This is a genomic window from Burkholderia sp. AU31652 (assembly GCF_002223155.1).
GTDB lineage: Bacteria > Pseudomonadota > Gammaproteobacteria > Burkholderiales > Burkholderiaceae > Burkholderia.
Genome location: NZ_NKFG01000005.1, coordinates 2,151,437 through 2,177,892, shown reverse-complemented (window position 1 = coordinate 2,177,892; position 26,456 = coordinate 2,151,437). Strand labels below are relative to the sequence as shown.

The window sequence follows — 26,456 nt, the reverse complement described above, 5'->3', positions numbered from 1 at the left end:
ATGTCGATGACCCTGACGATCCGCTTCCAGGTCAGCGCGATCGACTCGCCGGCGGCTGGTGGGGCCGGTGACGGATGCCGGGAATGGGCGGGCGGCGCGAACGCGGCGCAGAACCGGCCCACTGACGCGCTTCCCGTAACCGTCCGGCAGCGCGCGACGGATTCTGCGACCATCGCCGTTAAAGTCATATCCGCCACTCGATCCGTCGCCATGTCACTCATTTCCGTTGCCTTTGCAAGCATCCGGCGCTCACGCGTGTTGCCGGCCGCCCGGACCCTGGCGTTCGCGATTTCGGTCGCGGCAGCCCTCGACGTCCTGGGCGGCGCGCATCCGGCCGAAGCCGCCACGCCCACCCAGCGCGAACGTCTCGAAGCACCGGTGAAGGCAGTCGCCGACCAGCGCTTGACCGTCGACACGCCGCAGGGCAGCGCGATGTTGCCCGTCTATGCCGACCATCCCGTCGACAAGGCGGCACCTGACGTCACGCGTGTGTTCATCGTGATTCACGGCACGCTGCGCAACGCCGACGCTTATTACGCATCGGGGCTCAAGGTGGTCGAGAAGGCCGGTGCAGTGGGCCAGGGCACGATGGTCGTCGCGCCGCAATTCCTGACACGCGCCGATACGCGTGCGTTCTCGCTGCCCGCGCCGACGCTCGCCTGGACCCAGGAAGGATGGAAGGGCGGCGAACCGGCCCGCCAGCCAGCCCCGATCAGCTCGTTCACCGCGCTCGACGCATTGCTCGCGCATTTCGCCGACCGCGGCCTGTATCCCGCGTTGTCGACGGTCGTCGTGATTGGCCACTCCGCCGGCGCGCAGTTGCTGCAGCGTTACGCGGTGGCCGGGCACGAAGGCGATGCGCTCGCGCGGGCCGGCATCGCGGTGCGCTATGTGGTCGCGAACCCGTCGAGCTACCTGTATTTCGACGACGAACGGCCGGACGGCCAGCCGATCGCAGGCGGAACCTGCCCGAGCGCGACCGAATGGAAATACGGGCTGAAGTCGGCACCGCCTTATGTTGCGTCGCAGGACGTGCGCGATCTCGAAACGCGCTATGCCGCGCGTCATGTCGTGTACCTGCTCGGCCAGGCCGACACGAACCCTTACACCCACTTCATCGACCGCTCATGCGCGGCCATGGCGCAAGGCCCGTACCGGCTCGCACGCGGGCTCGCGTATTTCGACTATCTGAAGAAACGGCATCCTGACGATCTCGCGCAACAGGTCGTCGAAGTGCCGGGCGTCGGGCATGACGGCCTCGGCATGTTCACGTCCGCTTGCGGGCTGGCCGTGCTGTTCGGGCAGGCGTTGCCGCAATCGTGTCCGGTCGTTGCCGGCACGGCGCCGGACATGCGCGCGGCAGGGCAGTGAGCGTGCGTGCGAGGTCCGCGCACGGCGAAAATCGATCGGTCAGAGACATGCAGGCTCCCGGTTCAGGATGACGGCGTTGCCGGGCGCGCTCCCCATGAACATCACGATCCTCGATGACTATTTCGACACGCTGCGCGGGACGGTGTGCTGATGGTCGAGGTGTACGAGGCCGGGCGCGCGGGATCGAGCCGATGCGCTCGGCGCGCGATAAGGGCGCCGCGTATCACGCCGGATCTTCCGTGATCGGCGGCCCGCTGGCGTCGAATACCGTCAGCCCTTCCGTCGGGTCCGTCGGTGTCTCCCACGGACGCGCCGCGATGGCCCGTTGTGCGGCCTCGTAGCCGGCCTGCCGGCGGGCCTCGATGCCGGCCGGCGTGAAATCGATGTCCTTGAACTGATTGTCGTCGGCGAGTCGCGGCGCCGCGAGCTTGATCAGATGCATCGTGGTTTCGCATCCCCACGCGGCGAGCCGGCGCACGGCCGGCGACGCGCGCTCGGCTTCCGGCACGTGCCGGGCCAGCTCGCGGATCACGTGGCGCAGCCGGTGAATTTGCTGCTGGCGCGCGATGTGGCTGTCGGTGCGGCTCGCGTACTGGATGTCCTTCTGCCGCTCCGACACCTGCCAGATGCTCTGGGGCTCGGGGCCGGCCGGGTTCCACATCTGGACCGAGAAGATGATCGAGCTGCGGCGCGGATTGTCGTCGAGCACGACCTCGACCGGCGTGTTCGAATACACGCCACCATCCCAGTACGGCTCGCCGTCGATCCTGATCGCCGGGAACGCGGGCGGCAGCGCGCCGGAACTCATGATGTGCTCGAGCGCCAGTCGCGTATCGCGGGAATCGAAATAGCGCATCATGCCCGAGCACGCATTGACCGCGCTGACGGTCAGGCGCGGGTGGCCGGCGTTCAGCAGCTCGGGATCGATCAGCGACGCAAGGGTGTCGCGCAGCGGCGCGATCCGGTAATACGACGCGCGATCGACGCCGAGGCGGACCATCGGCCCGAGCCACGAGGCCGGATTGGGCTGGAAGAATCCCGCGATGCCGCCGCCGATGATCATCAGCTCGGCCAGCGTCCGGTTCCAGCCGGGCAGCAGCGGCCCAGTGTCGAAACGGGTCCGTTCGGTCACGCGGCGCCAGAATGCCGATAGCTTCTCGTAACGCTGCGCTGGCGGGTTCCCGGCGATCAGCGCCGCGTTGATCGCGCCGATCGACGTCCCGACCACCCAGTCGGGCCGGATACCGGCTTCGTCCATCGCCTGAAAGACGCCGAGCTGGAATGCGCCCAGTGCGCCGCCGCCCTGGAGCACGAGCACCACTTGCCCGGGGAGATCCATGCGTGCCGGCTGGCTCGCGGTCATGGCTGGCCTCGCTGCGTGTGATAGTGGGTCGGGTACGAACGGTTCGATTCAGTTTAGGCGATCGACGGCGGACGGGCCGCCCGCGGTGCAACGGGCGGCCGCGTTCGATTCGACGTCAGTCGCTTCCGACCCTCAAGCGCGTGTCGTGACGCGCCGCGTCATTCGACCGTGATGGTCTCCTTCATGTACGGGTGAATCCCGCAGAACACCTTGTAGACGCCCGGCTTGTCGAAGCGGAACGCGTACGTCTCGTCCTGGTCGAGCGCCTTCGAATGAAAGATGCCCGCGTCGTTGACGACGGTGTGCGGTTCCGCGTCGAGGTTCTTCCACGTGATCGTCGTGCCGGCCTTGATCGTCGTCGACATCGGCGAAAACATGAAGTTGCGGATCGTCACGAGCGCGCCGTCGGGGCCCTGCGCGAACGCGCTGAGCGGGGCGGTGGCGCACAGCAGCAGCGCCGCGATGAGGCGGGATGGCTTGAAACGGGTCATGTCGGTCTCCCTTGGGTTCAGTGCGTCAGGCCAGCGTCGCATCGCGCAGCGACGACGCGACCGGATGGCCGGCGAATTCGACGGTCGTCACGCCGAGCATCGACGGCAGCCGGTCGCGCGGCACGGTGAGCGGCACGGGGCCCGGGCCGTTGCCGGCCGTCGGCTGCGGGAACGCGGTGGAGCGCGCGGTGTGGAACGTCACGTTGCCCTCGACCTTCGACACGATCTGGTGGATGTGCCCGTTCAATACGGTGACCGAACCGAAGCGGCGCAGCAGCGCCATTGTCTGCGGCGCGTCGCCGGTCCCCCAGCCCCACGGCTCGTAGATGGTCCACATCGGCATGTGCGAGAACACGACGATCGGCGTGCTCGACGAGCGGCCCTTGAGATCCTGCGCGAGCCACGCGAGCTGGTCGTCGCCGAAGCTGCCGAGCCCGTTCGGCTTGAAGTGCATCACGTTGACGAGGCCGATGAAGTGCACGCCCGCGTGATCGAAGCTGTAATAGCCGCGGTTGTCCGACGCCTTGCCGAACCGGCCGAAATATTCGGCGCCCGAACCGTCGGTGACGTCGTGCTCGCCGGGCACCGTATGCAGTTCCGGCACGCGCAACGCGGCGAGCAGTTGCGACGCGTGGTCGAACTCCTCGGGCTTGGACAGGTGTGTGATGTCGCCGGTATGGATGGCCAGCGCGGGCATCGCCGGCATGCCGTTGACGAGGTCGATCGTCTGCTTCAGCGTGGCCGATACGTCGGGGTTCGCGTCCTTGTTGAAGCCGATGTGCGTGTCGCTGATCTGCACGAACAGCGGGCGGCCCGCGTTGGCGGGGAGCGCGTCGCCGGTCTGCGCGAGCGCGAGGTCGAACGGCGTCAGGACGCCGCCCGACAGCGTAAACAGCGTGCCGAGGCCGCCGAAGGCCATGCACTGCAGTGCCTTGCGGCGCGACGGGTTGGTGGGGGTCGATGAAGACATGTGAGCCTCGCATTCGTGTGACGAAACCGGACGGCCGGATCGTCCTGGAATAAGCCGGCGCCTTCGTGTGCCATACCGGCGCAGCGGCGAATTTATTCCCGCCAGTTACAAGGTCGAACGCCCGTGTTTGCGGCTTGCGCGGCGCGACGCGATTCCTGGCAGATGGCTTGTCAATGTCCTGTAAGTGACACGTCACATTTGCGTCACGACCGATCGATAGCCTGCCACTCCGAGTCACCTCTCCGGAGCCCCTTCATGCCGAATCTCGCGGCAACGGAAACCAGCGGTGCGGTCAGCAGTCGCACGCGCACCATCAGCCTTGCGCTGTTCTTTCTGATCATTGCCTGCGGCATCGTCTACGTCGGTATCCACCTGAGCGCCGACCTCAGTCCCGTCAAGGGAAGCTCGGTCCTCCCGTTCCTGCTGCTGATCGTCGCGCTGCTGATCGCGCTCGGCTTCGAATTCGTCAACGGCTTCCACGACACCGCGAACGCGGTCGCGACCGTCATCTATACGCACTCGCTCGACCCGCACCTCGCCGTCGTGTGGTCGGGCCTCTGGAACCTGTTCGGCGTACTCGTGTCGAGCGGCGCCGTCGCGTTTGGGATCCTGCAGTTGCTGCCGGTCGAGCTGATCCTGCAGGTGGGCAGCGGCTCGGGCTTCGCGATGGTGTTCTCGCTGCTGATCGCGGCCGTCACGTGGAACCTCGCGACCTGGTATTTCGGGTTGCCGTCGTCGAGTTCGCACACGCTCGTCGGCTCGATCATCGGCGTCGGCCTGATGAACCAGATCGTCAGCGGCCCGTCGGGCACGAGCGGCGTCGACTGGAACCAGGCGCTCGGCGTCGGCAAGGCGCTGCTGTTCTCGCCGCTGATCGGCTTCGTGCTGTCCGCGCTCGTGCTGTTGTTGCTGAAGGCGCTCGTGCGCGTGCCGGCGCTGTACCAGGAGCCGAAGGGCAACAAGCCGCCGCCGTTCTGGATCCGCCTGCTGCTGATCCTCACCTGCACGGGCGTGTCGTTCGCGCACGGCTCGAACGACGGGCAGAAGGGCATGGGGCTGATCATGCTGATCCTGATCGGCGTGATGCCGACCGCGTATGCGTTGAACAAGGCCGTGACGCCCGATCAGACGAGCACGTTCGTCGCGGTGGCGCGCCACGCGTCGACGACGCTCGTCAAATATGCGGACCCGGCTGCCCGGTCGACCGACCCGCGAGCCGATGTCGAGGCCTACGTGCGCACGCACAAGCTGACGCCGGCGACGATTCCCGCACTGGGCAAGCTCACCGACACGATCGCCGACCAGGTCGCGCAGGCCGGCGGCATCTCGAGCGTGCCGCAGAACCTCGTCGACAACGTGCGCAACAACATGTACGTCGCGTCCGAGGCGATCCGGCTGATGGAGAAGGCGAAGGCGCCGGCGTTCACGGTCGAGGACGCGAGCGCGCTCGAAGCGTTCAAGAAGCAGATGGACCGCGCGACGAAATTCATCCCGACCTGGGTGAAGGTCGCGGTCGCGATCGCGCTCGGCCTCGGCACGATGGTCGGGTGGAAGCGGATCGTCGTGACGGTCGGCGAGAAGATCGGCAAGTCGCATCTCACCTACGGGCAGGGCGCATCGGCCGAGGCCGTCGCGATGCTGACGATCGGGATGGCCGACGCGTACGGGCTGCCGGTGTCGACGACGCACGTGCTCGCGTCGGGCGTGGCCGGCACGATGACGGCCAGCGGCGCGGGCCTGCGCTGGGATACGGTGCGCAACCTCGTGCTCGCGTGGGTGCTGACGCTGCCCGCGTCGATCGCGCTGTCCGCCGCCCTGTACTGGCTGCTGCACGGGCTGTTCTGATTCGCGCCGGGGGCGCGACGCCCGGCCGCGCGACACGCGGCTGGACCCATCGATTTTCAATTCAACACAAGACGCTACCGATGGATATCAGTTTCTTCGATCCGAATCGCACCGCCAACGCGTCCGCGTGGCGCGTGCTGCCCAACCGCTGGGACGTGGTCGCGTTTCCGCTGATCATCGGCATACTCGCGATGGCGATCGTCGGCTTCCACCAGACGATGGCGCCGATCGGCGTGCTGCAGACGCAGAAGATCTCGCTCGATCCGTCGAACCTGCCCGAATACGCGTTGCGCACCACGCTGCGGATGCTTGCCGCGATGGTCGCATCGCTCGTGTTCACGCTCGTCTACGGCACGCTCGCCGCGAAAAGCCGCCGCGCGGGCATGGTGCTGATCCCGATCCTCGACATCCTGCAGTCGGTGCCGGTGCTCGGCTATATTTCGTTTACCGTCACGTTCTTCCTCGCGCTGTTTCCGGGCCGCGTGCTCGGTGCGGAGCTGGCTGCGATCTTCGCGATCTTCACGAGCCAGGCGTGGAACATGACGTTCAGCTTCTACCAGTCGCTGCGCACGGTGCCGCGCGACCTGAGCGAAGTGTCGCGCGGCTTTCACCTGACGCCGTGGCAACGCTTCTGGAAGCTCGAGGTGCCGTTCTCGATGCCGGGGCTGATCTGGAACATGATGATGTCGATGTCGGGCGGCTGGTTCTTCGTCGTCGCATCGGAGGCGATCACCGTCGGCAACCAGACCATCACGCTGCCGGGCATCGGCGCGTATCTGGCGCAGGCGATCTCGGACAAGAATCTCGGCGCGGTGGGCTGGGTGATCGTCGCGATGTCGGTCGTGATCCTCGCCTATGACCAGTTCCTGTTCCGCCCGCTGGTCGCGTGGGCCGACAAGTTCCGGATGGAAAACACCGCGTCGGGCGATGCGCCGCAATCCTGGCTGCTCGACATGATGCGCCGCACGCACCTGATCCATCAGCTGCTCGTGCCGGCCGGCTGGCTGCTGTCGCAGGCCGCGCGGATTCCGCTGCGCTTTCCGTCGCTGACAAGCACGCGTACGCGCGGTGCATCGTCGCGTGGCTCGTCGCGCATCGGCGACATCGTGTGGGGCGCGTTCGTGATCCTGCTGACGGCGTACGTCGTGTGGCGTGTCGTCACGTTCGTCGCGACCGGCGTGACGATGGGCGAAGTCGGGCACGTGCTCGTACTCGGTCTCATCACGCTGCTGCGCGTGCTGGTGCTGATCGCGATCGCGTCGGTGATCTGGGTGCCGCTCGGCGTGCTGATCGGGCTGCGCCCCGCGCTGGCCGAGAAGATCCAGCCGCTCGCGCAGTTCCTCGCCGCGTTCCCGGCGAACCTGCTGTTCCCGGTGTTCGTGATCGTGATCGTCCACTTCCACCTGAACGCCGACATCTGGCTGTCGCCGCTGATCGTGCTCGGCACGCAGTGGTACATCCTCTTCAACGTGATCGCCGGCGCGATGTCCTATCCGAACGACTACAAGGAAGCGACGAAGAATTTCCGCATCCGTGGCTGGCAGTGGTGGCGGCAGGCGATCCTGCCCGGCATCTTCCCGTATTACGTGACCGGCGCCATCACCGCATCGGGCGGCGCGTGGAACGCGAGCATCGTGTCCGAGTTCGTGCAGTGGGGCGACACGAAGGTCGTGGCTCACGGCCTGGGTTCGTATATCGCGCAGACCACCGCCGCCGGCGATTTTCCGAAGATCATCCTGGGCATCGCCGTGATGTCCCTGTTCGTTACCCTGTTCAACCGTCTGTTGTGGCGTCCGATGTACGCCTATGCGGAATCCCGGCTCCGTCTCGATTGAGAGTAAGCGCGATGCAAAATTCGACCGTTATCAACGCCCCCGCCAAGACGTCCCAGCCGCTGCAGCCGCCGCGCCTCGGCGACGAAATCCTGCGCGTCGAGCACGTGAACCGCGGCTTCAACAAGTCGCAGGGCGAATTGCTCGTGCTCGACGATGCGAACCTGTCGCTGCGCGAAGGCGAGATCGTCGGGCTGCTCGGCCGTTCCGGCTCGGGCAAGTCGACGCTGCTGCGCATCATCGCCGGGCTGATCGAACCGACCGGCGGCGAAGTGACCTATCTCGGCCAGCCGCTGCGCGGCCCGGCCGAAGGCGTTGCGATGGTGTTCCAGACCTTCGCGCTGTTCCCGTGGCTCACCGTGCTGCAGAACGTGGAAGCCGGCCTCGAGGCGCTCGGCGTCGGCGCACGCGAGCGGCGTGAGCGTGCGCTGGCCGCGATCGACCTGATCGGTCTCGACGGCTTCGAGAACGCATACCCGCGCGAGCTGTCGGGCGGCATGCGCCAGCGCGTGGGCTTTGCGCGCGCGCTCGTCGTCGATCCGACGATCCTGCTGATGGACGAGCCGTTCTCCGCGCTCGACGTGCTGACGGCCGAGACGCTGCGTACCGACCTGCTCGACCTGTGGACGCAGGGCCGCATGCCGATCAAGTCGGTGCTGATCGTCACGCACAACATCGAGGAAGCGGTGTTCATGTGCGACCGAATCCTCGTGCTGTCGTCGAACCCGGGCCGTGTGATCGCCGAGATCAAGGTGCCGTTCAAGCATCCGCGCAACCGGCTCGACACCGATTTCCGCAAGCTCGTCGACGACATCTACGCGAAGATGACGGCCCGCCAGACCAACGAGGCGACGAAGAAGGGGCTGGAGCTCGGCAGCTGGATGCCGCGCGTGTCGACCAACCTGATGGCCGGCCTGATCGAGACGCTCGCGATGGCGCCGTACCACGGCCGCGCGGACATGCCGGAAATCGCGCGTACGCTGCATCTGGAAGTCGACGAACTGTTCCCGATCGCCGAAGTGCTGCAGTACCTCGGCTTCGCGGACGTGCGGGAAGGGGACGTGTTCCTTACGCCGCCGGCACGCGTGTTCGCGGAATTCGGCACGCAGGAACGCAAGCTGATGTTCGCGGATCATTTGCTGAAGCACGTGCCGCTTGCTGCGCGTATTCGGAAGGTGTTGAACGAGCGCCCGGGGCATAGGGCGCCGCGCGTGCGGTTCGAACAGGAGCTGGAGGATTTCCTGTCCGACGAAGCGGCTGAGGAAACGCTCGATGCAGTGATCGACTGGGGGCGTTACGGGGAAGTGTTCTCGTATAACGACAAGACGGAGGTGTTCAGTCTCGAGGATGTCGAGAGCTGATCGTCGAGCACGCACGGCATCCCGTCACGCACGACCGTGACGGGATGCCATCATGAGCCGTCTGCCTCTTCCCACTGAGCGAGAAGCTCCGGCGGAATGGCCCTGACGACATCGACGTAGCGCTTTCCGACGAATTGTTCGGCGCGTTTGAGCAGCACGGGGATGGGGCTGCTCGGTTCGTTGATTTCGAACCACTTGCGTGCCGCGCAGATCAGCGCCAACGCTGCCTGCCGGTCCGTTGGCGCAAGCGGGGCGAGCGCGGCAACGGACGTCGGGGTTGGCACAGCCTCCTCCTCGCCGTCCGGATCTGCCGGCGCTGTGGCCGTTTCGTCGAGCGCCGCCAACACCGGCGTATCGCGTGCCTCGTGTTCGACCGCACGCAAGGAGCCGGATCGGCCATCGACCTGCGGTTCGCTTGCCTGAAAGAGCTTGAGCAGGCGGACCAACGGGGAAAAATCCGGCAGATACGTCTCGAGGTGCGTCGAGCACCACGAATCGATAGCGGAGAGGCTCGAGATCGCGTCGTCGAAGGCCTTCATCGACGACGGCTGCTGTTCCCGCAGGTTCTGCAATTGCAGGGCGACCGAATCGGGCGCGAGCGCGTCGGCGGGACGCGGATGCGCGAACGCGCGCTCGACGTCACGAACCTGCAACCGGGTGGCAGTCGATCGTGTCAATACGATTTCCCGCACATCGGCCAGCAACCCTTCCGGATCCGACAGCGCTTGCAGCGCGTTCATGCGCATCTCCAGCGCGGCATGGCGATCGTTGTCGGCATCGGCCTGTGGATGGACCTGCTCCGGAAAGGCCTGCAACCACGCCGCCAGTAACCGCATGCCTTCCGACAGGCCTGCGACGCCGCCCAGGCGCGTGCGGCAGCGCGTATGCAGCACGGCAACGCGTATGTCCTTCGTGCGCGTCATCAGCCGCCGGCAGTCCCGCTCGGTCTCGCTCCAGTTCAGCGGTTCGGGCGAACCGACGAATGTGCCGTACTGCACATCCTGTCTGGGTGCGGTGCCGGCAAACAGCACCACGAAATCGAGTTGGCGATCGTTTTGATTGCGTTGTTTGTTTTGATGGCCGCTTCAGCCATTGTCATGACGCGCGAGGGAATCAAGGCAGGGGCGTGGTTTCACGTCGATGAGATTGGTCTTTGGTATGGCACTGGAAAGTTATCGGATAGCAGCGCGCTGTCTGCGGGAAGACGCATCCACTGGGATGAGATAGTCGGGAAACCGGATGCCGGGTGTGACGTGCGAACCGAATACCAGACATCCAGGTCATTCACGAAGAGCTTCATGTTCTGGCGCCGCATGGCGACCGGTGAAATCGTCGAGCAACGAATTCCGATGAGGCTCACGTCCAATGCTATGCGATGCATACGGTTCAGGAATCGCGATGCACTGATTGTTGCGATACTACGCTGCCTTGCTGGTCGTGGTTTGCGGTTTGACCTTGATGTATTCGTCGATGCGGGTGTGCATCCTGAAACTTGGAGGCCGATGAAGCGGCCGCGGCGGATGCTGCATTTGCTGTACGCGGCGAGCAGTTTGCTGAGCGCGTGGTTTGTCATGCAATGTGTATTGACATGGCCCGTTTGGGCCACAATTGGCGGGATGGTTGTGGTATTTTCCGCCGCTATTTTCCTAGGATATGCGCTGTGGGTAAGCTGCTATCGTGACTTGACGGGTATCGTTCGCTTTGAAGCTCATGCTTCAACCACCCCTCACTCCGGCAAATCCCGCTGACCGATATCCGGCTCGCTCCCCCCGGAATTCAGAAGCTCGATCTTCTCCATCCGCTGCCTTGCCAGCTCCGGCAGTTGGTTCGTCACACCGATCACGAGCGCTTCGGCGAGCGCGAGCGCGGGCACGTTGGTTTGCAGCATCGCGAACGGCTGCCCTCGGATGCGCAGCACGATCTCCGCAAATTCGCCGATCGGCGAATGCCATTCGTCCGTGATCAGCAGCACACGCGTGCCGAGCCGATGCGCGGCTTGCGCGAACCGAATACTGTCCCGTTGATAACGGCGAAAATCGAAAATAACGAGCACGTCACCGGCCCCCATGTCCGCCAGCGCGACCGACGCGAGGTTCACATTCGGTTCGACATATTGAACATGTGGCCGCGCGTAGGCGAGGGTGAACGAAAACAGCGACGCGAGCGGCGCCGTATAACGCCCGCCGCCGCAAAAGACACGCACATCCGGATTCGCCAGCAGCGCCACCGCGGCGCCGAACGCCGCCGCATCGAGCCCTTCGATCGTGGTCGCCAGCGACTCCGACAGCCGCTGGAAAATTGCCGAATGACTGTCGCGCATGCCCGCTGCCGAGTGGAACGCATCCATCCGCGCGAGCGGCGAATTCATTGCCGTGTCGATCTCGCCGTACAGCGCCTGCTGGAATGACGAGTAATTCGGAAAGCCGATCCGGACGACGAAGCGAAACACGGTCGGATCGCTCACTTCCGCCTGTTTGGCAAAGCTCGCAATCGGCCCGAGCCCGAGACTCGGGTAGCGATCCAGCAACGCCTGCGCGACCTTCTGTTCCGACGGCGTGAAGCTATCCATCTGGGATAGCAGCAACGCCCTGATGCTCGTCCCCATCGGGCACTCCAACTCTCGTATCTGAATGACAAACGGCAGACGGGTGTCTGCCGGCGACTCCACGCATGTTAGCCGATCGACGTCAGGCGGGCGTGCACGCTCCGAAATTAGAGGGACGCATCGCACGGTGGACCGGCTCATTCACCTTTGTAATAAAACAAACATTGGCAAATGACCCATTCGGCCGAAATTCGTTCGTCGTTCAGTGATAACCCTAGGTTTTGGCGCAAAAAAGCGAGTGCTATGATCGCGGCCTCGCTGGAATGTATTGTTTATTACAAGCGCGATTGACGCGTCGACAACCCCGATGCGGCGTCGCGTTCCGGCATGCCACGGTTTTATTTGTCTGGAGGATCCCGTCATGAGGCGGCTCGTAGTACTCACCCTGTTGTCGGCCATGAGCGTGTGCGCGTTCGCCGCATCGGACCCCGCGGTCGAAGCGAAGAACGGCATGGTCGTTTCGTCGCAGCACTTCGCGTCGCAAATCGGCGTCGACATCCTGAAGGAAGGCGGCAACGCGGTGGACGCCGCGGTGGCGGTCGGTTACGCGCAGGCCGTGACCAATCCGTGCTGCGGCAACATCGGCGGCGGCGGTTTCATGACCGTCCACCTGGCCGACGGCCGTGACCGCTTCATCAATTTCCGCGAAACCGCACCGGCTGCGGCTTCCGCGAACATGTATCTCGACGCGAAGGGCAACGTCATTCCGGACGACAGCCTGTACGGCTATCGTGCGGTGGGCGTGCCGGGCACGGTTGCGGGCCTCGATCTCGCGCAGCGCAAGTACGGCAAGCTGACGCGCAAGCAGGTCATGGCGCCGGCGATCCGCCTCGCGCGCGACGGCTTCGTGCTGACGCGTGGCGATACGGACATCCTCGACACGACGATCGACCGCTTCAAGAAGGATCCGGAAGCGGCCCGCATCTTCCTGCGTCCGGACGGCACGCCGCTGCAGCCGGGCGATCGCCTGGTGCAGAAGGACCTGGCCCGCACGCTCGAGCGTATCGCGGAGCAGGGCCCCGACGCGTTCTATCACGGCGAGATCCCGAAGATCGTCGAGGCGGCGGCCAGGAAGGGTGGCGGCCTGATCACGGCGGCGGATTTCGCGTCGTACCGTGCGCAGGACATGGCGCCGCTGACGTGCACGTATCGCGGCTACGAGTTCGTGTCGGCTCCGCCGCCGAGCTCGGGTGGCGTGACGATGTGCGAGACGCTGAACATCCTCGAAGGGTATGACATGCGCAAGCTTGGCTACCATTCGGCCGCGGCGGTGCACTACATGACCGAAGCGATGCGTCACGCATACGAAGATCGCAACACGCTGCTCGGCGACCCGAACTTCATCGACAACCCGGTCGCGAAGCTGACGAGCAAGGACTACGCGGCGCAGATCCGCAAGAGCATCCATTCGGATACGGCGACGCCGTCGGTCGACGTGCAGCCGGGCGTCGGCGTGCACGAGAAGCCGGAGACGACCCACTATTCGATCGTCGACCACGACGGCAACGCGGTGTCGACGACCTATACGGTCAACGGCCGCTTCGGCGCCGTGGTCATCGCGCCGGGCACGGGCTTCTTCCTGAACGACGAGATGGACGACTTCACCGTGAAGGTCGGCGCGCAGAACCTGTTCGGTCTCGTGCAGGGCACGCGCAACTCGATCGCGCCGGGCAAGCGTCCGCTGTCGTCGATGGCGCCGACCATCGTGAAGAAGGACGGCAAGGTGTTCATGGTGGTCGGCTCGCCGGGCGGCTCGCGCATCATCACGATCACGCTGCAGACCGTGCTGAACGTGATCGACTACGGGATGACGCCGCAGGACGCGGTCACCGCGCCGCGCATCCACCACCAGTGGCTGCCCGACGAGGTCTATTACGAAACCTACGGCCTGTCGCCCGACACGCTCGCGATCCTGCGCAACATGGGCTACAAGATGGTCGAGCAGACGCCGTGGGGCGCCGCCGAGCTGATCATGGTCGGCCTGGCGGGCACCGAAGCGGCGAGCCGCCAGAGTTCCGGGAACGATTCGTCCGTGTCCGGCAACGTGCGCGTCGGCTTCATCTACGGCTACAACGATCCGCGCCGTCCGGCCGGCTCGGCAATCGGTTACTGACATGATCGCTTCATGCTGATGAATCGCTGCTCCGCAACGGCGTTCGCCCTCGCGCGAATGCCGTTGCGGCGGCGGCGCGTCAGTTCGCTGAGATCCGCGAGCCTGACCGGCGCCGGCGACCGTGCCTGATACACCGGGCACGACCGGCTCGCCACGCGCGCACCCTGGCACGGCACAGGCGTGCGCGCCTTTCATCCGTCAACTTCTTCCCGTGCGTCGAATTCCGATATGAACAAACGAATGTCCGCGGCAGGCTGGATCCTGCTCGCGATGGCGGCCGGCATCCTGATCGGCTACATGATCTATACGCAGCTGCCGGACAAACAGTCGGCGGCGGAAATCGCCGGCTACATCTCGCTGGTGTCTGACGTGTTCCTGCGGCTGATCAAGATGGTGATCGGCCCGCTGGTGTTCTCGACGCTGGTCGTCGGCATCGCGCACATGGGCGACGCGTCGTCGGTGGGCCGCGTGTTCGTGAAGGCGCTCGGCTGGTTCTTCACCGCGTCGCTGATCTCGCTGCTGCTCGGCCTGCTGATGGCGAACCTGCTGCGCCCGGGCGAGAACCTCGGTTTGCCGCTGCCGGATATCGGCGCGTCCGCGCATCTCGCGACGTCCAAGTTCACGCTGAAGGATTTCGTCGGCCACATGGTGCCGAAATCGATCGCCGAGGCGATGGCGAACAACGAGATCCTGCAGATCGTCGTGTTCTCGATGTTCTTCGGCGTGGCGCTCGCGTCGCTCGGCGAACGCGGCAAGATTCTCGTCGCAGCGATCGACCAGCTCGCGCACGTGATGCTGAAGATTACCGGCTACGTGATGAAGCTCGCGCCGCTCGCGGTGCTGGCGGCGATGGCGTCGACCGTCGCGATCAACGGCCTGTCGATCCTGCTGAAGTTCGCGGTGTTCATGGGCGACTTCTACCTGAGCCTGTTCCTGCTGTGGGGCACGCTCGTCGCGGCCGGCCTGCTGTTCCTCGGCCGCCGCGTGTTCAAGCTGCTGGCGCTGATCAAGGAAGCGTTCATGCTGTCGTTCGCGACCGCGAGCTCGGAAGCCGCGTATCCGAAGATCCTCGATGCGCTCGACCGTTTCGGCGTGCGTCGCAAGATCTCGAGCTTCGTGATGCCGATGGGGTATTCGTTCAACCTCGACGGCTCGATGATGTACTGCACGTTCGCGTCGCTGTTCATCGCGCAGGCCTACGGCATTCACCTGTCGCTCGGCACGCAGGTCACGATGCTGCTGATCCTGATGCTCACGTCGAAAGGCATGGCCGGCGTGCCGCGCGCGTCGCTCGTCGTGATCGCCGCGACGCTGCACCAGTTCAACATCCCGGAAGCCGGGCTGCTGCTGATTCTGGGCGTCGATACGTTCCTCGACATGGGCCGTTCGGCCACGAACGCGGTGGGCAACTCGATCGCCAGCGCGGTGGTCGCGAAATGGGAAGGCGAGCTGATGCCGGAAGCAGAAGCCGAAGCGAATGCGGCGCGGCTGGATGCGGAAGCCGAAGCACGCATGAACGAGGCGGTTCGCGATACGGATCGCGTCACCTCTGGCTGAAGCGGGGCCCCGGGTCGAATCCCGGGCTGTCAGGCCGCCTCGGCGGGGCGGGCCGCGTCGAGGCACGCGGCCAGCACCATCGCGGCGGCGTTGCCCGGCGTCGAGCCGAGCAATTGCGGCGCATAGACGCTGTCGCCGATCTCGATGGGCTGCCCCGACAGCGCGCACACGCCGCGCTTGCGCGTGGTGAACAGCCGCCACTTCTGATAACCGTAGTGCCCGGTGCATGCGTCGCGCCATGAAATCATCACGGTGTCGGCCGTGGGCCGCTCGAGCACGCTGATGGACGGCTTGCTCGTCGCGTCCCACGACGGCAGCCGGTCGCGCGTGACGCTGCGCCGCCGCGGCGTGCCCCACGAGACGGACGGCATGTCGAAGCTGCTGATCGCGGCAACGGTCATGAGCCAGGGCGCTAAACGGTTGTTCATGTCGGTTTTCCTCGAAACGTTATGCAACACCGCCACGTGCGGTATCACGACAGGCGGATGCGCGGCTGCACGCAGCCGTTGATCCGTTCGGCGATCCACAGCAGGGTCGCCTTGGAGAAGCCGTGCAGCGCCTGCTGGTGCCTCCGGTAGAGCATCAGGTGGCTGAATTGCGCGAAACGCCCCTGGATGAAGCCGCCGCGAAAGAACCCGAACTGCCCGAGCGTGCCGAACGCGTCGTAGTCGCTGATCGACACGAGCGCGCCGAAATCGTGGAACGCGAACGGCGGAATCGGCGTGCCGTCGAGCCACGCGGGCAGGTGCTTCGCGAGATGCTCGGCCTGCTGCGTCGCGACTTGCGCGGTGGGCGGCAGCGGCCGTTCCTGGCCGTCGGGCAGCAGGCTCGCGCAGTCGCCGATCGCGAACACGTGCTCGTCGCCGGTGGCCTGCAGCGTCGGCCCGACGACGATCTGGTTCGCGCGATTCGTGTCGAGCCCGTCGAGCGCCTGCATGAAATCGGGCGCCTTCACGCCGGCCGCCCACACCATCAGGTCCGCTTTCGCGAACGAACCGTCGCCGTAGTGAAAGCCGTTTGCGTCGGCCGACGTGACGCGGGTGGACGTCAGCACATGAAAGCCGATCTGTTCGAGCCGCCGCTGCGCCGACGCGGAAATCCGCGGCGGAAACGCGGTGAGGATGCGCGGGCCGCTCTCGAGCAGCGTGAGCTGCAGCCGCTCGCGCACCGTCGCGTCACCGTACGCCTGTGCCACTTCCAGCAAGCGGCTCAGCTCCGCCGCGAGTTCCACGCCGGTCGCGCCCGCGCCGACGATCGCGACGCGAAACGGCTCGTCGCGCGCGATGCTTCGCGCGCGATGCTGCGAAATACGCGCATCCGCAACGCTTCGTTGAAAGTCTCGGCCTGCTTCTGGCTGTCGATGAAATAGCAGTGCTCGCGCACGCCCGGCACGCCGAAATCGTTGGCCTGGCTGCCAAGCGCGAAGATCAGCACGTCGTATTCGAGTTCGCGTGCGTCGAGCACGAGTTCGCCGTCCTGCGAGCGGATCTCGCCGAGCTGCACGCGGCGGCGCGCGCGATCGAGCCCCGTCAGTTCGCCGGGCTGGTATGTGTAACCGTGATCACGTGCATGGGCGAGGAAGATCACCTGCTGCTGCTGCACATCGCGCGTACCGGCCGCGATCGTGTGCAGCATCGGCTTCCAGATGTGGGTCGGGCTGCGGTCGACGACGGTCACCTGGGCGCGCCCGGACCGGCCGAGGCGCTCGCCCAGGCGGGTGGCGAGCTGCAGGCCGGCGATCCCGCCGCCGACGATGACGATGCGTGTAGGGGTTGTCATGGATAAATCATCACGTGATGAATAAGGTATGATCCTAGCGCTTCCCGGCTTCGCGTGTCAACGGAGCGGGGCAGGTCACCCGGTGTTCGGCGTCGTTCGAGCGGGGCCGGAACACGGGTATTCGAATCATTCAAGGAGAGCAGGAAGACGTGGCTGAAGTCACTGAGCGCGCGCCGGCCAAGCGGCGTATGCGAGGGCGGCCGCTGGCCGGGGCGTCCGTGGGGCCGGACGTGATATTGCGGGCCGCGCGCCGCGCGCCGCACGTTCGCGAAGCGTGGCTACGATGCCACGAGCGTGCGCGAAGTCGCGCGCGAGCTGGGTGTCGATGCGGCGCTGATCGCGCACCATTTCGGGACGAAGGAAACGTTGTGGCTGGCGGTCGTCGAGCAGATCGCCGAGCTGGCCGAGCCGATGTTCGACGCGCTGCGCGCGTTGCGCACGTCGCCGCTGCCGCAACGCGACCGTGTACGGCGCGCGATCGAGCTGTGTGTCGACCACGAGTTCGACGAGCCCGACCTGGGCATGTTCTTCTCGACGGCGGCGACCGAAGTGGGCGCGCGGCTCGACCGGCTGCAGGCGCGGCTCGTGCGCCCGTATTACGACGTGATGTTTCCGCTGCTGTCGGAGGCGGTAGAGGCCGGTGTGATCCGCCCGGTCGATCCGGCGGTGCTGTTCTTCATGATCGCGAGCGCGATCGGCACGACTGTGTCATACAGTCACATGATGCTGGAGTACACGTCGCTGCCCACGCGGCAGGACGCGTTCCGGCAGGCCGTGGTGGACATTGCGTTCAACGTCGTCGGCGGCTGAGCGCCGCGCGTGACGTGCGCGGTCACGCCGCCAGCACCCACCCCAGTTCGCGCACCGCGCTTCGCGCGGTCTCGCGCAACGCATCGACGAGCGGCGAGGGCGTCCGGTACGCGATCGCCAGCTCGTATGCGAGCGGGCTTCCCGCACCCGTCAGTTCGCAGAACGTGATGCCTGGCGGTTGCATCGGCACGAACAGGCGCGGCATCAGCGCGACGCCGATGCCGCCCGCGACGAGCCCGGCCGTCGTCTGCATCTGGCGCGGCTGCTGGACGATGCGCGGCGCGAAGCCGGCCTGCGCGCATGCGGTCACGATCAGCGCGTGCATGCCGGGCCCGTGGTGCGCGGCAAACATGACCCACGGTTCGTCAGCCAGTTCGGCAAGCGCAATGCGCCGGCGGTGTGCGAGCCGGTGACCGTCGGGCAGCGCGGCGACCATCCGGTCGCGCAGCAGCGGCTCGACGCGCACGTCGCCCGCATCGGCTACCGGCAGCACGACGAGGCCGACGTCCGTGCGGTCCTGGCGCAGCGCGAGCACCTGCTCGGCGGTCGTGCCTTCCTCGAGCTGGAAATCGACGTCCGGATGGCGCTCCTGGAACGCGCGGAGGATCAGCGGCAGCAGCGCGTTGACCGTGCTGTCGACGAAACGCAACCGTAGCGTGCCGCCGAGGCCGGCGCCCGCGCGGCGGGCCACGGCCACCGCGCGCTCGACCTGTTCGAGCGCGCGCCGTGCTTCGAGCAGGAACGCGTCGCCGGCCGGCGTGAGCGCCGTGCCGCGGTTGTCGCGCTCGAACAGCACGACGCCCAGCTCGTCCTCGAGCTTGCGGATCGCCGCGCTGAGCGGCGGTTGCGCCATGTGCAGCCGCTCGGCCGCACGCCGGAAACTGAGCGTCTCGGCGACCGCGATGAATTGCCTGAACTGGCGTAGATCGATCATGCGATACCTTTTGCGTATCAGTGGATCATCGAATTCGTATTTTACCTATCACACTGTGCTGCCCAGAATGGCCTTGTCATCAACGGTCGACATTCGGGAGGGCAGGTCATGACAGGGATCGAACAGCAGCGAACGGCAATCGTCACGGGCGGGTCGAGCGGGATCGGCTTCGCAATCGCGCGCCGGCTGGTGGAGGACGGGTATCGGGTCGCGATCGTCGGGCGCGACGCGGCGCGGCTGGAAGCGGCAGTTGCGCGTCTCGGCGGCATGGCGATCGGGCGGGCGGCCGATCTGAGCGTGCGGTGCGAAGCGGAGGCGGCGGTTGCCGCGATCGTCGCGCAGTGCCGTTGCATCGACGTACTGGTCAACAACGCGGGGGCGACCGGCCGCGTCGGCGCGGATACGGAGGCAGGCGAGGCCGAGCGCGTGTGGGACGCCGTGCTCGACGCGAACCTGAAAAGCCTGTTCGTGACGACCATGGCGGTGCTGCCGCACCTGGCCGAGCGCGCCGCGAGGATCGTCAACATCGGTTCGATCGCGGCGCGCGCCGGCAGCCTGCTGCCGGGTGGCCTGGCGTACGCGGCGGCGAAGGCCGGCGTCGAAGGGTTCACCGTCGCGCTCGCGCGCGAACTCGGGCCGCGCGGCGCCACGGTCAATACGGTCGCGCCCGGCTATATCGCCGACACGCGCTTCTTCGGCGAAAGCGGCGTCGCGCCGGCCATTGCGGCGACGATCCGCGAACAGACGCCGGCTGGCCGCGCCGGGCATCCGGACGATATCGCGGACGCGGTTGCGTGGCTCGCCGGGCCGCGTGCGTCGTTCGTCACCGGTGCGACGATCGCGGTGAACGGCGGCTGGCGGGTCGGGTGACGCAATCTACCCAGGTGGCCGGATGCGGCGGCATCGCGCGCCACATCCGGCCCGCCGGTCATGCGATATCCGTGGGCGGCTTGTCGCCGAGCCAGCGCCGCGCGCCGGGCCCGTTGCGGCCCGCGCGGTCTTCCGGGTTCGTCAGCTTGCAACGCTTCAGCGACAGGCAGCCGCAGCCGATGCATTCGTCGAGGTTGATGTACAGGCGCTGCAACTCCTCGATCCGGCTCGCGACGCGCTGCTTCCAGCCGCGCGACAGCCGCTGCCAGTCCTTGTTGCTCGGCGCGGTGTCCTCGGGGAGGCTGACGAGCTGCTCGGCGATCTCGTCGAGCGAATAGCCGATCTTCTGCGCGAACACGATGAACGCGATCAGCCGCAGCACCGCGCGCGAATAGTGGCGATGGCTCGAGCCGTTGCGATGCGACTTGATGAGCCCGCGCGTCTCGTAGAACCGTAGTGTCGACGCCGGCACGCCGCTGCGCGCGGCCACTTCGCGGATCGACATCAGCGGCCATTGCGGTGTTTCCTGGATACCCATGTTGCCCCTCCGGGAAAACTTGACTTGAAGTTAACTTCAACTTTTATGCTACGCGGCAGTTTAACCCGTCGCGAGGCATCATGCTCTCCTTATCCCTACGCAGGACGTCGCCTTTGGGCGCGGCCTGTGCACTGCTGCTGGCGTTGTCGGGCTGTCACGACGGCAAAGGCGCATCGTCGGCCCAATCCCTTCCCGAAGTCGGCGTCGCCACCATCGCACCCCGCACGATCCGCCTCGCGGACGAATTCAACGGACGCGTCGAAGCGGTCGACGCGGTCGAACTGCGGCCGCGCGTAAGCGGCTATCTGCAGCGCGTCGCTTACAAGGAAGGCGACCTGGTCGCGCAGGGCGCGCTGCTGTTCGAGATCGACCCGCGCCCTTACCGGATCGCGCTCGATCGCGCCAATGCGCAGCTGCAGCGGGCCCGTGCGGCCGCGAGCCTCGCGAACGTGCAGCTCAAGCGCGTGCAGACGCTGATCGATGCGCATGCGACGTCGCAGGAAGAACTCGACAACGCGCGCGCCACGGCCGAGCAGGCGCGTGCGGACCTGCAGGCGGCCGACGCGGCCGTCGCGGATGCGAAGCTCAATCTCGGTTTCACCGAAGTGCGTGCGCCGATCGCGGGCCGCGTCGGCCGCGCAGTCGCCACCGTCGGCAACCTGGCGCGCGCGGACGACACGCTGCTGACGACCGTCGTGTCGCAGAACCCCGTCTACGTGTATTTCGACTGCGACGAACAGAGCTACCTGCGCTACAACGCGCGGCGCGCCGATCCGAAACATCGCGCGATCGGCGCCGATCCGGTGCGCGTGGGCCTCGCGAACGAGACGGGCTTCCCGCATGCGGGCACCGTCGACTTCCTCGACAACCGGCTCGACCCGCAAACGGGCACGATCCGCGCGCGCGTGCGGCTGCCGAATGAGGACCATACGTTTACGCCGGGCCTGTATGCGCGCGTGCAGCTCGTCAGCGGCCGCGACCAGGATGCGCTGCTCGTCGACGACAAGGCCGTGCTCACCGACCAGGATCGCAAGTACGTGTATGTGATCGGGCCCGGCGACAAGGCGCTGCGCCGCGACGTGACGATCGGCCGCGGGGTGGAGGGCGAGCGGATCATCGAGAAGGGGATCCAGGCGGGCGACCGCGTGGTTGTCGACGGCATGCAGCGGATCTACTATCCGGGCGCGCAGGTGAAGCCGAAGACGCTGCCCGCACGCGCCGATGCCGGTGCAGGCAATGGCGCGGGCAACGGGCCGGTCAACGGCACGCAGGCCGTCGCCGATGCCGGCGCGCCGGCCGCGCAGTAACGGGAGACAGCCAATGGATTTCTCCCGATTCTTCATCGACCGGCCGATCTTCGCGGTCGTGCTGTCGATCGTCATCTTCGCGATCGGCCTGATCTCGATCCCGATGCTGCCCGCCGGCGAATACCCGGAAGTCGTGCCGCCGAGCGTCGTCGTGCGCGCGACGTACCCGGGCGCGAACCCGAAGGAAATCGCCGAATCGGTTGCCGAACCGCTGGAAGAGGCGATCAACGGTGTCGAAGGCATCATGTACATGAAGTCGGTCGCCGGTTCCGACGGCAGCCTGCAGGTGGTCGTCACGTTCCTGCAGGGCGTCGATCCCGACACGGCCGCCGTGCGCGTGCAGAACCGCGTGAGCCAGGCGCTGTCGCGCCTGCCCGACGAGGTGCGCCAGTACGGCGTGACCACGCAGAAGCAGTCGCCCACGCCGCTGATGTACGTGAGCCTCTATTCGCCGGACAACAGCCGCGATTCGCTGTACCTGCGCAACTACCTGACGCTGCACGTGAAGGACGAGCTGTCGCGGCTCACGGGTGTCGGCGACGTCGGCCTGTCCGGTTCCGGCGACTACGCGATGCGGCTGTGGCTCGACCCGAACCGGCTCGCGTCGCGCGGGCTGACCGCGAGCGACGTGATTGCCGCCGTGCGCGAGCAGAACGTGCAGGTGTCGGCCGGCCAGCTCGGCGCGGAGCCGTCGCCGAAGAAGAACGACTTCCTGCTGTCGATCAACGTGCGCGGCCGGCTGCGCACGGTGCAGGAGTTCGGCGACATCGTGCTGCGCACCGGCGACGACGGGCAGGTCGTGAAGCTGTCCGACGTCGCGCGCGTCGAACTCGGCGCGGGCGACTACACGCTGCGCTCGTATTTCAACGACAAGCCATCGGCGGTGGTCGGCATCTTCCTGTCGCCGGGTGCGAACGCGCTCGAGGTCGCGAAGGCCGTGTATGCGAAGTTCGACGAACTGTCTAAGCGCTTCCCGCCCGGCGTCGCGTACCGGCCCGTGTGGGATCCGACGGTGTTCGTGCGCGAATCGATCCGCGCGGTGCAGCACACGCTGATCGAGGCCGTGGTGCTGGTCGTGCTCGTCGTGATCCTGTTCCTGCAGACGTGGCGCGCGTCGATCATCCCGCTCGTCGCGGTGCCCGTGTCGGTGGTCGGCACGTTCGCGTGGCTCTATCTGCTCGGTTATTCGATCAACACGCTGACGCTGTTCGGGCTGGTACTGGCGATCGGGATCGTCGTCGACGATGCGATCGTGGTCGTCGAGAACGTCGAGCGCAACATCGCGCAGGGCCTGAGCCCGCGCGACGCCGCGCACCAGGCGATGCGCGAGGTGTCGGGGCCGATCGTCGCGATCGCGCTCGTGCTGTGCGCGGTGTTCGTGCCGATGGCGTTCATGTCCGGCGTCACGGGCCAGTTCTACCGGCAGTTCGCGGTGACGATCGCGATCTCGACGGTGATCTCCGCGATCAACTCGCTGACGCTGTCGCCCGCGCTCGCCGCGAAGCTGCTGCGTCCGCACGATGCGCCGAAGGATGCGCTCACGCGCGGGCTCGACCGCGCGTTCGGCTGGCTGTTCCAGCCGTTCAACCGCTTCTTCGACCGCAGCTCCGATCGCTATCACGGCTTCGTCGGCCGCACGCTGAAGCGGCGCGGCGTGGTGTTCGCGGTCTATGCGGCGCTGCTCGCGGCCACCGCGCTGCTGCTCAACGCGGTGCCGGGCGGCTTCATCCCGGTGCAGGACAAGCTGTACCTGTTCGCGGGCGCGAAGCTGCCGGAAGGCGCGTCGCTCGCGCGCACCAGCGAGGTGACCGAGCAGATGACGAAGATCGCGCTCGGCACCGACGGTGTCGAGATGATGCCGGCGTTTGCCGGGCTGAATGCGCTGCAGGGCGTGAACACGCCGAACATCACGAACTCGTACGTGATCCTGAAGCCGTTCGACCAGCGCCACCGCAGCGCCGCGCAGATCAACGCGGACCTGAACGCGCGCTTCGCGGCCATCGGCGGTGGTATTACCTACGCGCTGATGCCGCCGCCGATCCAGGGCCTCGGGAACGGCTCGGGCTATTCGCTGTACCTGGAGGATCGCGGCGGGCTCGGCTACGGGGCCTTGCAGAACGCGCTCAACGCGTTCCAGGGCGCGGTCGCGAAGACGCCAGGGATGAGCTATCCGGTCAGTTCGTACCAGGCGAACATCCCGCAGCTCGAGGTGAAGGTCGACCGGTTGAAGGCGAAGGCGCAGGGCGTCGCGTTGACCGACCTGTTCAGCACGCTGCAGGTCTATCTCGGCTCGATGTACGTGAACGACTTCAACCTGTTCGGCCGCGTGTACCGCGTGATGGCGCAGGCGGATGCCGGGCACCGGCAGACGGCCGCCGACATCGCGAACCTGCGCACGCGCAACGCGAAGGGCGAGATGGTGCCGATCGGCTCGATGGTGACGGTGGCGCCCGCGTATGGGCCCGACCCGGTCGTTCGCTACAACGGCTATCCGGCCGCGAACCTGATCGGCGATGCCGATCCGAAGGTGATGTCGTCGTCGCAGGCGATCGAGAAGCTGCAGCAGATCGCGAAGGACGTGCTGCCGCCGGGCATCACGCTCGAATGGACCGACCTCAGCTATCAGCAGGTCACGCAGAGCAACGCTGCGATCGTCGTGTTCCCGCTTGCGGTGATGCTCGTGTTCCTCGTGCTCGCGTCGCTGTACGAGAGCTGGACGCTGCCGCTCGCGGTGATCCTGATCGTGCCCGTGTGCATCTGCGCCGCGCTGTTCGGCGTGTGGCTGTCGGGGGGCGACAACAACGTGTTCGTGCAGGTCGGTCTCGTCGTGCTGATGGGGCTGGCGTGCAAGAACGCGATCCTGATCGTCGAGTTCGCGCGCGAGCTCGAAATCCAGGGCAAGGGCGTGATCGACGCCGCGCTCGAAGCGTGCAAGCTGCGGCTGCGCCCGATCGTGATGACGTCGGTCGCGTTCATCGCGGGCTCGGTGCCGCTGCTGATCGGCGGCGGCGCGGGCAGCGAAGTGCGCGCGGCCACCGGCATCACCGTGTTTGCGGGGATGCTGGGCGTCACGCTGTTCGGGCTGTTCCTGACGCCAGTGTTCTATGTGGCGATCCGCAAGCTCGCGGGCGGCACGCCGGCCGTGTGGAGCGAACACCACGGCACCCTCGAAGGAGAAAACCGATGAGCGCCGCTTTCCGTCTTTCCGCGCTCGCGATGTCGGTGACGCTCGCCGCGTGCGCGGTCGGCCCCGATTTCAAGCGGCCCGACACGGCCACGGCCGCGCGATTCGCGCGCGATGCGCATCCGGCGGCGCCGTCCGGTACGACGCCGGAGATGCCGCCCGACGCATCGGCCGATGCCGATGCCGCGTTCTGGCGGGGCTTCGGCGATCCGGTGCTGACGCAGCTGATCGACACGGCGCTCGCGGCTAACCAGGACCTGCAGGTCGCCGTGTCGCGCTACGACGCATCGAATGCGCTGCTGTCACAGGCGACGTTCGATCGTTACCCGACGATCACCGCGAGCGGGCAGATCGGCCATCAGCTGATGAGCAAGGACCAGGCATTCGGCGCGCCGCGTAGCCAGCGCGATACGCCGACGTCCAGCGTCGGGATCAATGCGGCGTGGGAGCTCGACCTGTTCGGCCGCGTGCGTCGTTCGATCGAGTCGCAGCGTGCGGAAACGGCCGCCAGCGCGGCGGACGTGCGTGCGGTGCGCGTCGCGATCGCCGGCGAGGTGGCGAGCACATACGTCGATCTGCGCGGCTCGCAGGAGCGGCTGCGGATTGCACGCGAGAACGCCGACAACCAGAAGCAGACGCTCGCGCTGATCAATGCGCGCGTCGGCGCGGGGAGAGGCTCTGAACTCGATGCGGCGCGGGCGCGCGCGCAATACGAATCGACGACGTCGCGGATCGCCGTGTACGAAGCGGCGATCGGCGTCGACGAGCACCGGCTCGCGGTGCTGACCGGACAGACGCCGGACGCGCTGATCGGCCGCTTCGATCTCCCGAAGGCAGCCGCGTCGGCGGGCACGCCCGTGCCGCTGCCGGCGCTGGCCGCCGACATCGATCCCGGCACGCCGGGCGACCTGCTGCGGCGGCGGCCCGACGTCGCGGCCGCCGAGGCACGGCTGCACGCGGCGACCGCACGCGTCGGCGTCGCGACGGCCGACCTGTTTCCGCGCTTCACGCTGTCGGGGCTGCTCGGCAGTGCGACGAGCAGCTACGGGTTCTTCCGCGCGGGCAGCGACACGAACCTGATCGCGCTCGGCATCGACTGGTCGTTCCTCGACGTCGGCCGCGTGCGTGCGCGGATCGCCGCGAGCGACGCGGAAGCGGCCGGGCAGCTCGCGCAGTACCGGCAGACCGTGCTCGGGGCGCTGGAGGAAACGGAGAACGCGCTGCTGCGCACCGCCCGCACGCGTGACGAGACGAATCATCTCGTACGGGCCGCGACCGACAGCGCGCGCGCCGCACAGTTGGCGCAGGCGCGGTTTTCGGCGGGCGCGATCGACTACTACGAAGTGCTCGACGCGCAACGCACGCTGCTGCAGGCGCAGGATGCGGCGGCCGACGGGCAGATGCGCAGCGCGGCGTCGACGGTGGCGTTGTACAAGGCGCTGGCGGGCGGCTGGCCGCAGGGAACGGGGCAGGGCCCGCAGCAAGGCCCGCTCGCGCAGGCGGAGCAGTCAGCGCAGTAGCGTGGA

19 protein-coding genes and 2 pseudogenes are annotated in these 26,456 nt (G+C 66.7%); 12 read left to right on the top strand and 9 right to left on the bottom strand.

The window, feature by feature from the left end:
- The first annotated feature begins 210 nt into the window (after positions 1-210).
- Positions 211-1,371, top strand: coding sequence for an alpha/beta fold hydrolase (locus tag CFB40_RS27305; RefSeq protein ID WP_089432943.1), 1,161 nt, complete (start codon positions 211-213; stop codon positions 1,369-1,371).
- Between the two features lie 223 nt (positions 1,372-1,594).
- Here the strand turns inward: CFB40_RS27305 and CFB40_RS27300 are convergent, their stop codons facing one another.
- The 3 genes from CFB40_RS27300 to CFB40_RS27290 form a co-directional block, all read right to left on the bottom strand.
- Positions 1,595-2,734, bottom strand: coding sequence for a patatin-like phospholipase family protein (locus CFB40_RS27300; protein WP_089432942.1), 1,140 nt, complete (start codon positions 2,732-2,734; stop codon positions 1,595-1,597).
- Between the two features lie 158 nt (positions 2,735-2,892).
- Positions 2,893-3,225, bottom strand: coding sequence for a cupredoxin domain-containing protein (locus tag CFB40_RS27295; protein WP_089432941.1), 333 nt, complete (start codon positions 3,223-3,225; stop codon positions 2,893-2,895).
- 25 nt (positions 3,226-3,250) lie between these two features.
- Positions 3,251-4,195 (bottom strand): metallophosphoesterase family protein, encoded by a 945-nt coding sequence (locus CFB40_RS27290; RefSeq protein WP_089432940.1) that lies wholly within the window; start codon positions 4,193-4,195, stop codon positions 3,251-3,253.
- A gap of 255 nt (positions 4,196-4,450) precedes the next feature.
- Between CFB40_RS27290 and CFB40_RS27285 the strand changes: the two genes are divergently transcribed.
- The 3 genes from CFB40_RS27285 to CFB40_RS27275 all read left to right on the top strand — a co-directional run bounded on the left by CFB40_RS27285 (position 4,451) and on the right by CFB40_RS27275 (position 9,233).
- Positions 4,451-6,040: an inorganic phosphate transporter gene (locus CFB40_RS27285; protein WP_089432939.1), complete on the top strand. Its 1,590-nt coding sequence runs from the start codon at positions 4,451-4,453 to the stop codon at positions 6,038-6,040.
- 80 nt (positions 6,041-6,120) lie between these two features.
- The gene (locus tag CFB40_RS27280) at positions 6,121-7,875 is read left to right on the top strand and encodes an ABC transporter permease (protein WP_089432938.1); all 1,755 of its coding nucleotides are present in this window, start codon (positions 6,121-6,123) and stop codon (positions 7,873-7,875) included.
- Positions 7,876-7,886: 11 nt separating this feature from the next.
- Positions 7,887-9,233 carry an ABC transporter ATP-binding protein gene (locus tag CFB40_RS27275; protein ID WP_069252037.1) on the top strand — a complete coding sequence of 449 codons (1,347 nt, stop codon included), beginning with the start codon at positions 7,887-7,889 and terminating at the stop codon, positions 9,231-9,233.
- A gap of 50 nt (positions 9,234-9,283) precedes the next feature.
- On the opposite strand, the gene CFB40_RS27270 is transcribed toward CFB40_RS27275, so the two are convergent.
- A complete protein-coding gene (locus CFB40_RS27270) occupies positions 9,284-10,267 on the bottom strand; it encodes an ImpA family type VI secretion system protein (RefSeq protein ID WP_089432937.1) in 984 nt (327 codons plus the stop codon).
- Between the two features lie 9 nt (positions 10,268-10,276).
- On the opposite strand from CFB40_RS27270, the gene CFB40_RS38215 reads away from it, so the two are divergent.
- Entirely contained in the window at positions 10,277-10,981 is a 705-nt protein-coding gene (locus CFB40_RS38215) for a hypothetical protein (RefSeq protein ID WP_143329891.1), read from the top strand.
- Here the strand turns inward: CFB40_RS38215 and CFB40_RS27265 are convergent.
- Positions 10,960-11,838 carry a MurR/RpiR family transcriptional regulator gene (locus CFB40_RS27265; protein WP_089432936.1) on the bottom strand — a complete coding sequence of 293 codons (879 nt, stop codon included), beginning with the start codon at positions 11,836-11,838 and terminating at the stop codon, positions 10,960-10,962. The two genes, CFB40_RS38215 and CFB40_RS27265, sit on opposite strands and share 22 nt — an antisense overlap.
- Positions 11,839-12,199: 361 nt before the next feature.
- On the opposite strand from CFB40_RS27265, the gene ggt reads away from it, so the two are divergent.
- Positions 12,200-13,951 (top strand): gamma-glutamyltransferase, encoded by a 1,752-nt coding sequence (gene ggt / locus CFB40_RS27260; RefSeq protein ID WP_089432935.1) that lies wholly within the window; start codon positions 12,200-12,202, stop codon positions 13,949-13,951.
- Between the two features lie 228 nt (positions 13,952-14,179).
- Positions 14,180-15,508 carry a dicarboxylate/amino acid:cation symporter gene (locus tag CFB40_RS27255; protein ID WP_089427127.1) on the top strand — a complete coding sequence of 443 codons (1,329 nt, stop codon included), beginning with the start codon at positions 14,180-14,182 and terminating at the stop codon, positions 15,506-15,508.
- Positions 15,509-15,537: 29 nt separating this feature from the next.
- Here CFB40_RS27255 and CFB40_RS27250 read toward each other — a convergent pair whose 3' ends face one another.
- On the bottom strand, positions 15,538-15,936 hold the full coding sequence (locus CFB40_RS27250; protein WP_089432934.1) for a DUF3331 domain-containing protein: 399 nt from the start codon (positions 15,934-15,936) through the stop codon (positions 15,538-15,540).
- A gap of 44 nt (positions 15,937-15,980) precedes the next feature.
- A pseudogene (locus tag CFB40_RS27245) lies at positions 15,981-17,287 on the bottom strand (NAD(P)/FAD-dependent oxidoreductase).
- Positions 17,288-17,436: 149 nt separating this feature from the next.
- Between CFB40_RS27245 and CFB40_RS27240 the strand changes: the two are divergent.
- Positions 17,437-18,097: pseudogene (locus CFB40_RS27240) on the top strand (TetR/AcrR family transcriptional regulator).
- Between the two features lie 22 nt (positions 18,098-18,119).
- On the opposite strand, the gene CFB40_RS27235 reads toward CFB40_RS27240, so the two are convergent.
- The gene (locus CFB40_RS27235; protein ID WP_089432933.1) at positions 18,120-19,031 is read right to left on the bottom strand and encodes a LysR family transcriptional regulator; all 912 of its coding nucleotides are present in this window, start codon (positions 19,029-19,031) and stop codon (positions 18,120-18,122) included.
- 108 nt (positions 19,032-19,139) lie between these two features.
- Here CFB40_RS27235 and CFB40_RS27230 point away from each other — a divergent pair, with 108 nt between their 5' ends.
- Positions 19,140-19,901 carry an SDR family NAD(P)-dependent oxidoreductase gene (locus CFB40_RS27230; RefSeq protein WP_089427132.1) on the top strand — a complete coding sequence of 254 codons (762 nt, stop codon included), beginning with the start codon at positions 19,140-19,142 and terminating at the stop codon, positions 19,899-19,901.
- 58 nt (positions 19,902-19,959) lie between these two features.
- Here the strand turns inward: CFB40_RS27230 and soxR are convergent, their stop codons facing one another.
- A complete protein-coding gene (gene soxR / locus CFB40_RS27225) occupies positions 19,960-20,439 on the bottom strand; it encodes a redox-sensitive transcriptional activator SoxR (protein ID WP_089427133.1) in 480 nt (159 codons plus the stop codon).
- Positions 20,440-20,519: 80 nt separating this feature from the next.
- Between soxR and CFB40_RS27220 the strand changes: the two genes are divergently transcribed.
- From CFB40_RS27220 to CFB40_RS27210, 3 genes are read left to right on the top strand one after another with little or no spacing between them, the layout of a single operon-like run.
- Positions 20,520-21,746, top strand: a complete 1,227-nt coding sequence (locus tag CFB40_RS27220) for an efflux RND transporter periplasmic adaptor subunit (RefSeq protein WP_089427134.1) — start codon at positions 20,520-20,522, stop codon at positions 21,744-21,746.
- Positions 21,747-21,759: 13 nt separating this feature from the next.
- Positions 21,760-24,933 carry an efflux RND transporter permease subunit gene (locus tag CFB40_RS27215; RefSeq protein WP_089432932.1) on the top strand — a complete coding sequence of 1,058 codons (3,174 nt, stop codon included), beginning with the start codon at positions 21,760-21,762 and terminating at the stop codon, positions 24,931-24,933.
- Entirely contained in the window at positions 24,930-26,450 is a 1,521-nt protein-coding gene (locus CFB40_RS27210; protein ID WP_089427136.1) for an efflux transporter outer membrane subunit, read from the top strand. Before CFB40_RS27215 ends, CFB40_RS27210 begins: the two co-directional genes overlap by 4 nt.
- The last annotated feature ends 6 nt before the right edge of the window (positions 26,451-26,456 follow it).

Bases quoted from the DNA above. Each gene is read 5' to 3' on its own strand.
- CFB40_RS27305 (WP_089432943.1), top strand. From the start codon at position 211: ATGTCACTCATTTCCGTTGCCTTTGCAAGCATCCGGCGCTCACGCGTG.
- CFB40_RS27300 (WP_089432942.1), bottom strand. From the start codon at position 2,734: ATGACCGCGAGCCAGCCGGCACGCATGGATCTCCCCGGGCAAGTGGTG.
- CFB40_RS27295 (WP_089432941.1), bottom strand. From the start codon at position 3,225: ATGACCCGTTTCAAGCCATCCCGCCTCATCGCGGCGCTGCTGCTGTGC.
- CFB40_RS27290 (WP_089432940.1), bottom strand. From the start codon at position 4,195: ATGTCTTCATCGACCCCCACCAACCCGTCGCGCCGCAAGGCACTGCAG.
- CFB40_RS27285 (WP_089432939.1), top strand. From the start codon at position 4,451: ATGCCGAATCTCGCGGCAACGGAAACCAGCGGTGCGGTCAGCAGTCGC.
- CFB40_RS27280 (WP_089432938.1), top strand. From the start codon at position 6,121: ATGGATATCAGTTTCTTCGATCCGAATCGCACCGCCAACGCGTCCGCG.
- CFB40_RS27275 (WP_069252037.1), top strand. From the start codon at position 7,887: ATGCAAAATTCGACCGTTATCAACGCCCCCGCCAAGACGTCCCAGCCG.
- CFB40_RS27265 (WP_089432936.1), bottom strand. From the start codon at position 11,838: ATGGGGACGAGCATCAGGGCGTTGCTGCTATCCCAGATGGATAGCTTC.
- ggt (WP_089432935.1), top strand. From the start codon at position 12,200: ATGAGGCGGCTCGTAGTACTCACCCTGTTGTCGGCCATGAGCGTGTGC.
- CFB40_RS27255 (WP_089427127.1), top strand. From the start codon at position 14,180: ATGAACAAACGAATGTCCGCGGCAGGCTGGATCCTGCTCGCGATGGCG.
- CFB40_RS27250 (WP_089432934.1), bottom strand. From the start codon at position 15,936: ATGAACAACCGTTTAGCGCCCTGGCTCATGACCGTTGCCGCGATCAGC.
- CFB40_RS27235 (WP_089432933.1), bottom strand. From the start codon at position 19,031: ATGATCGATCTACGCCAGTTCAGGCAATTCATCGCGGTCGCCGAGACG.
- CFB40_RS27230 (WP_089427132.1), top strand. From the start codon at position 19,140: ATGACAGGGATCGAACAGCAGCGAACGGCAATCGTCACGGGCGGGTCG.
- soxR (WP_089427133.1), bottom strand. From the start codon at position 20,439: ATGGGTATCCAGGAAACACCGCAATGGCCGCTGATGTCGATCCGCGAA.
- CFB40_RS27220 (WP_089427134.1), top strand. From the start codon at position 20,520: ATGCTCTCCTTATCCCTACGCAGGACGTCGCCTTTGGGCGCGGCCTGT.
- CFB40_RS27215 (WP_089432932.1), top strand. From the start codon at position 21,760: ATGGATTTCTCCCGATTCTTCATCGACCGGCCGATCTTCGCGGTCGTG.
- CFB40_RS27210 (WP_089427136.1), top strand. From the start codon at position 24,930: ATGAGCGCCGCTTTCCGTCTTTCCGCGCTCGCGATGTCGGTGACGCTC.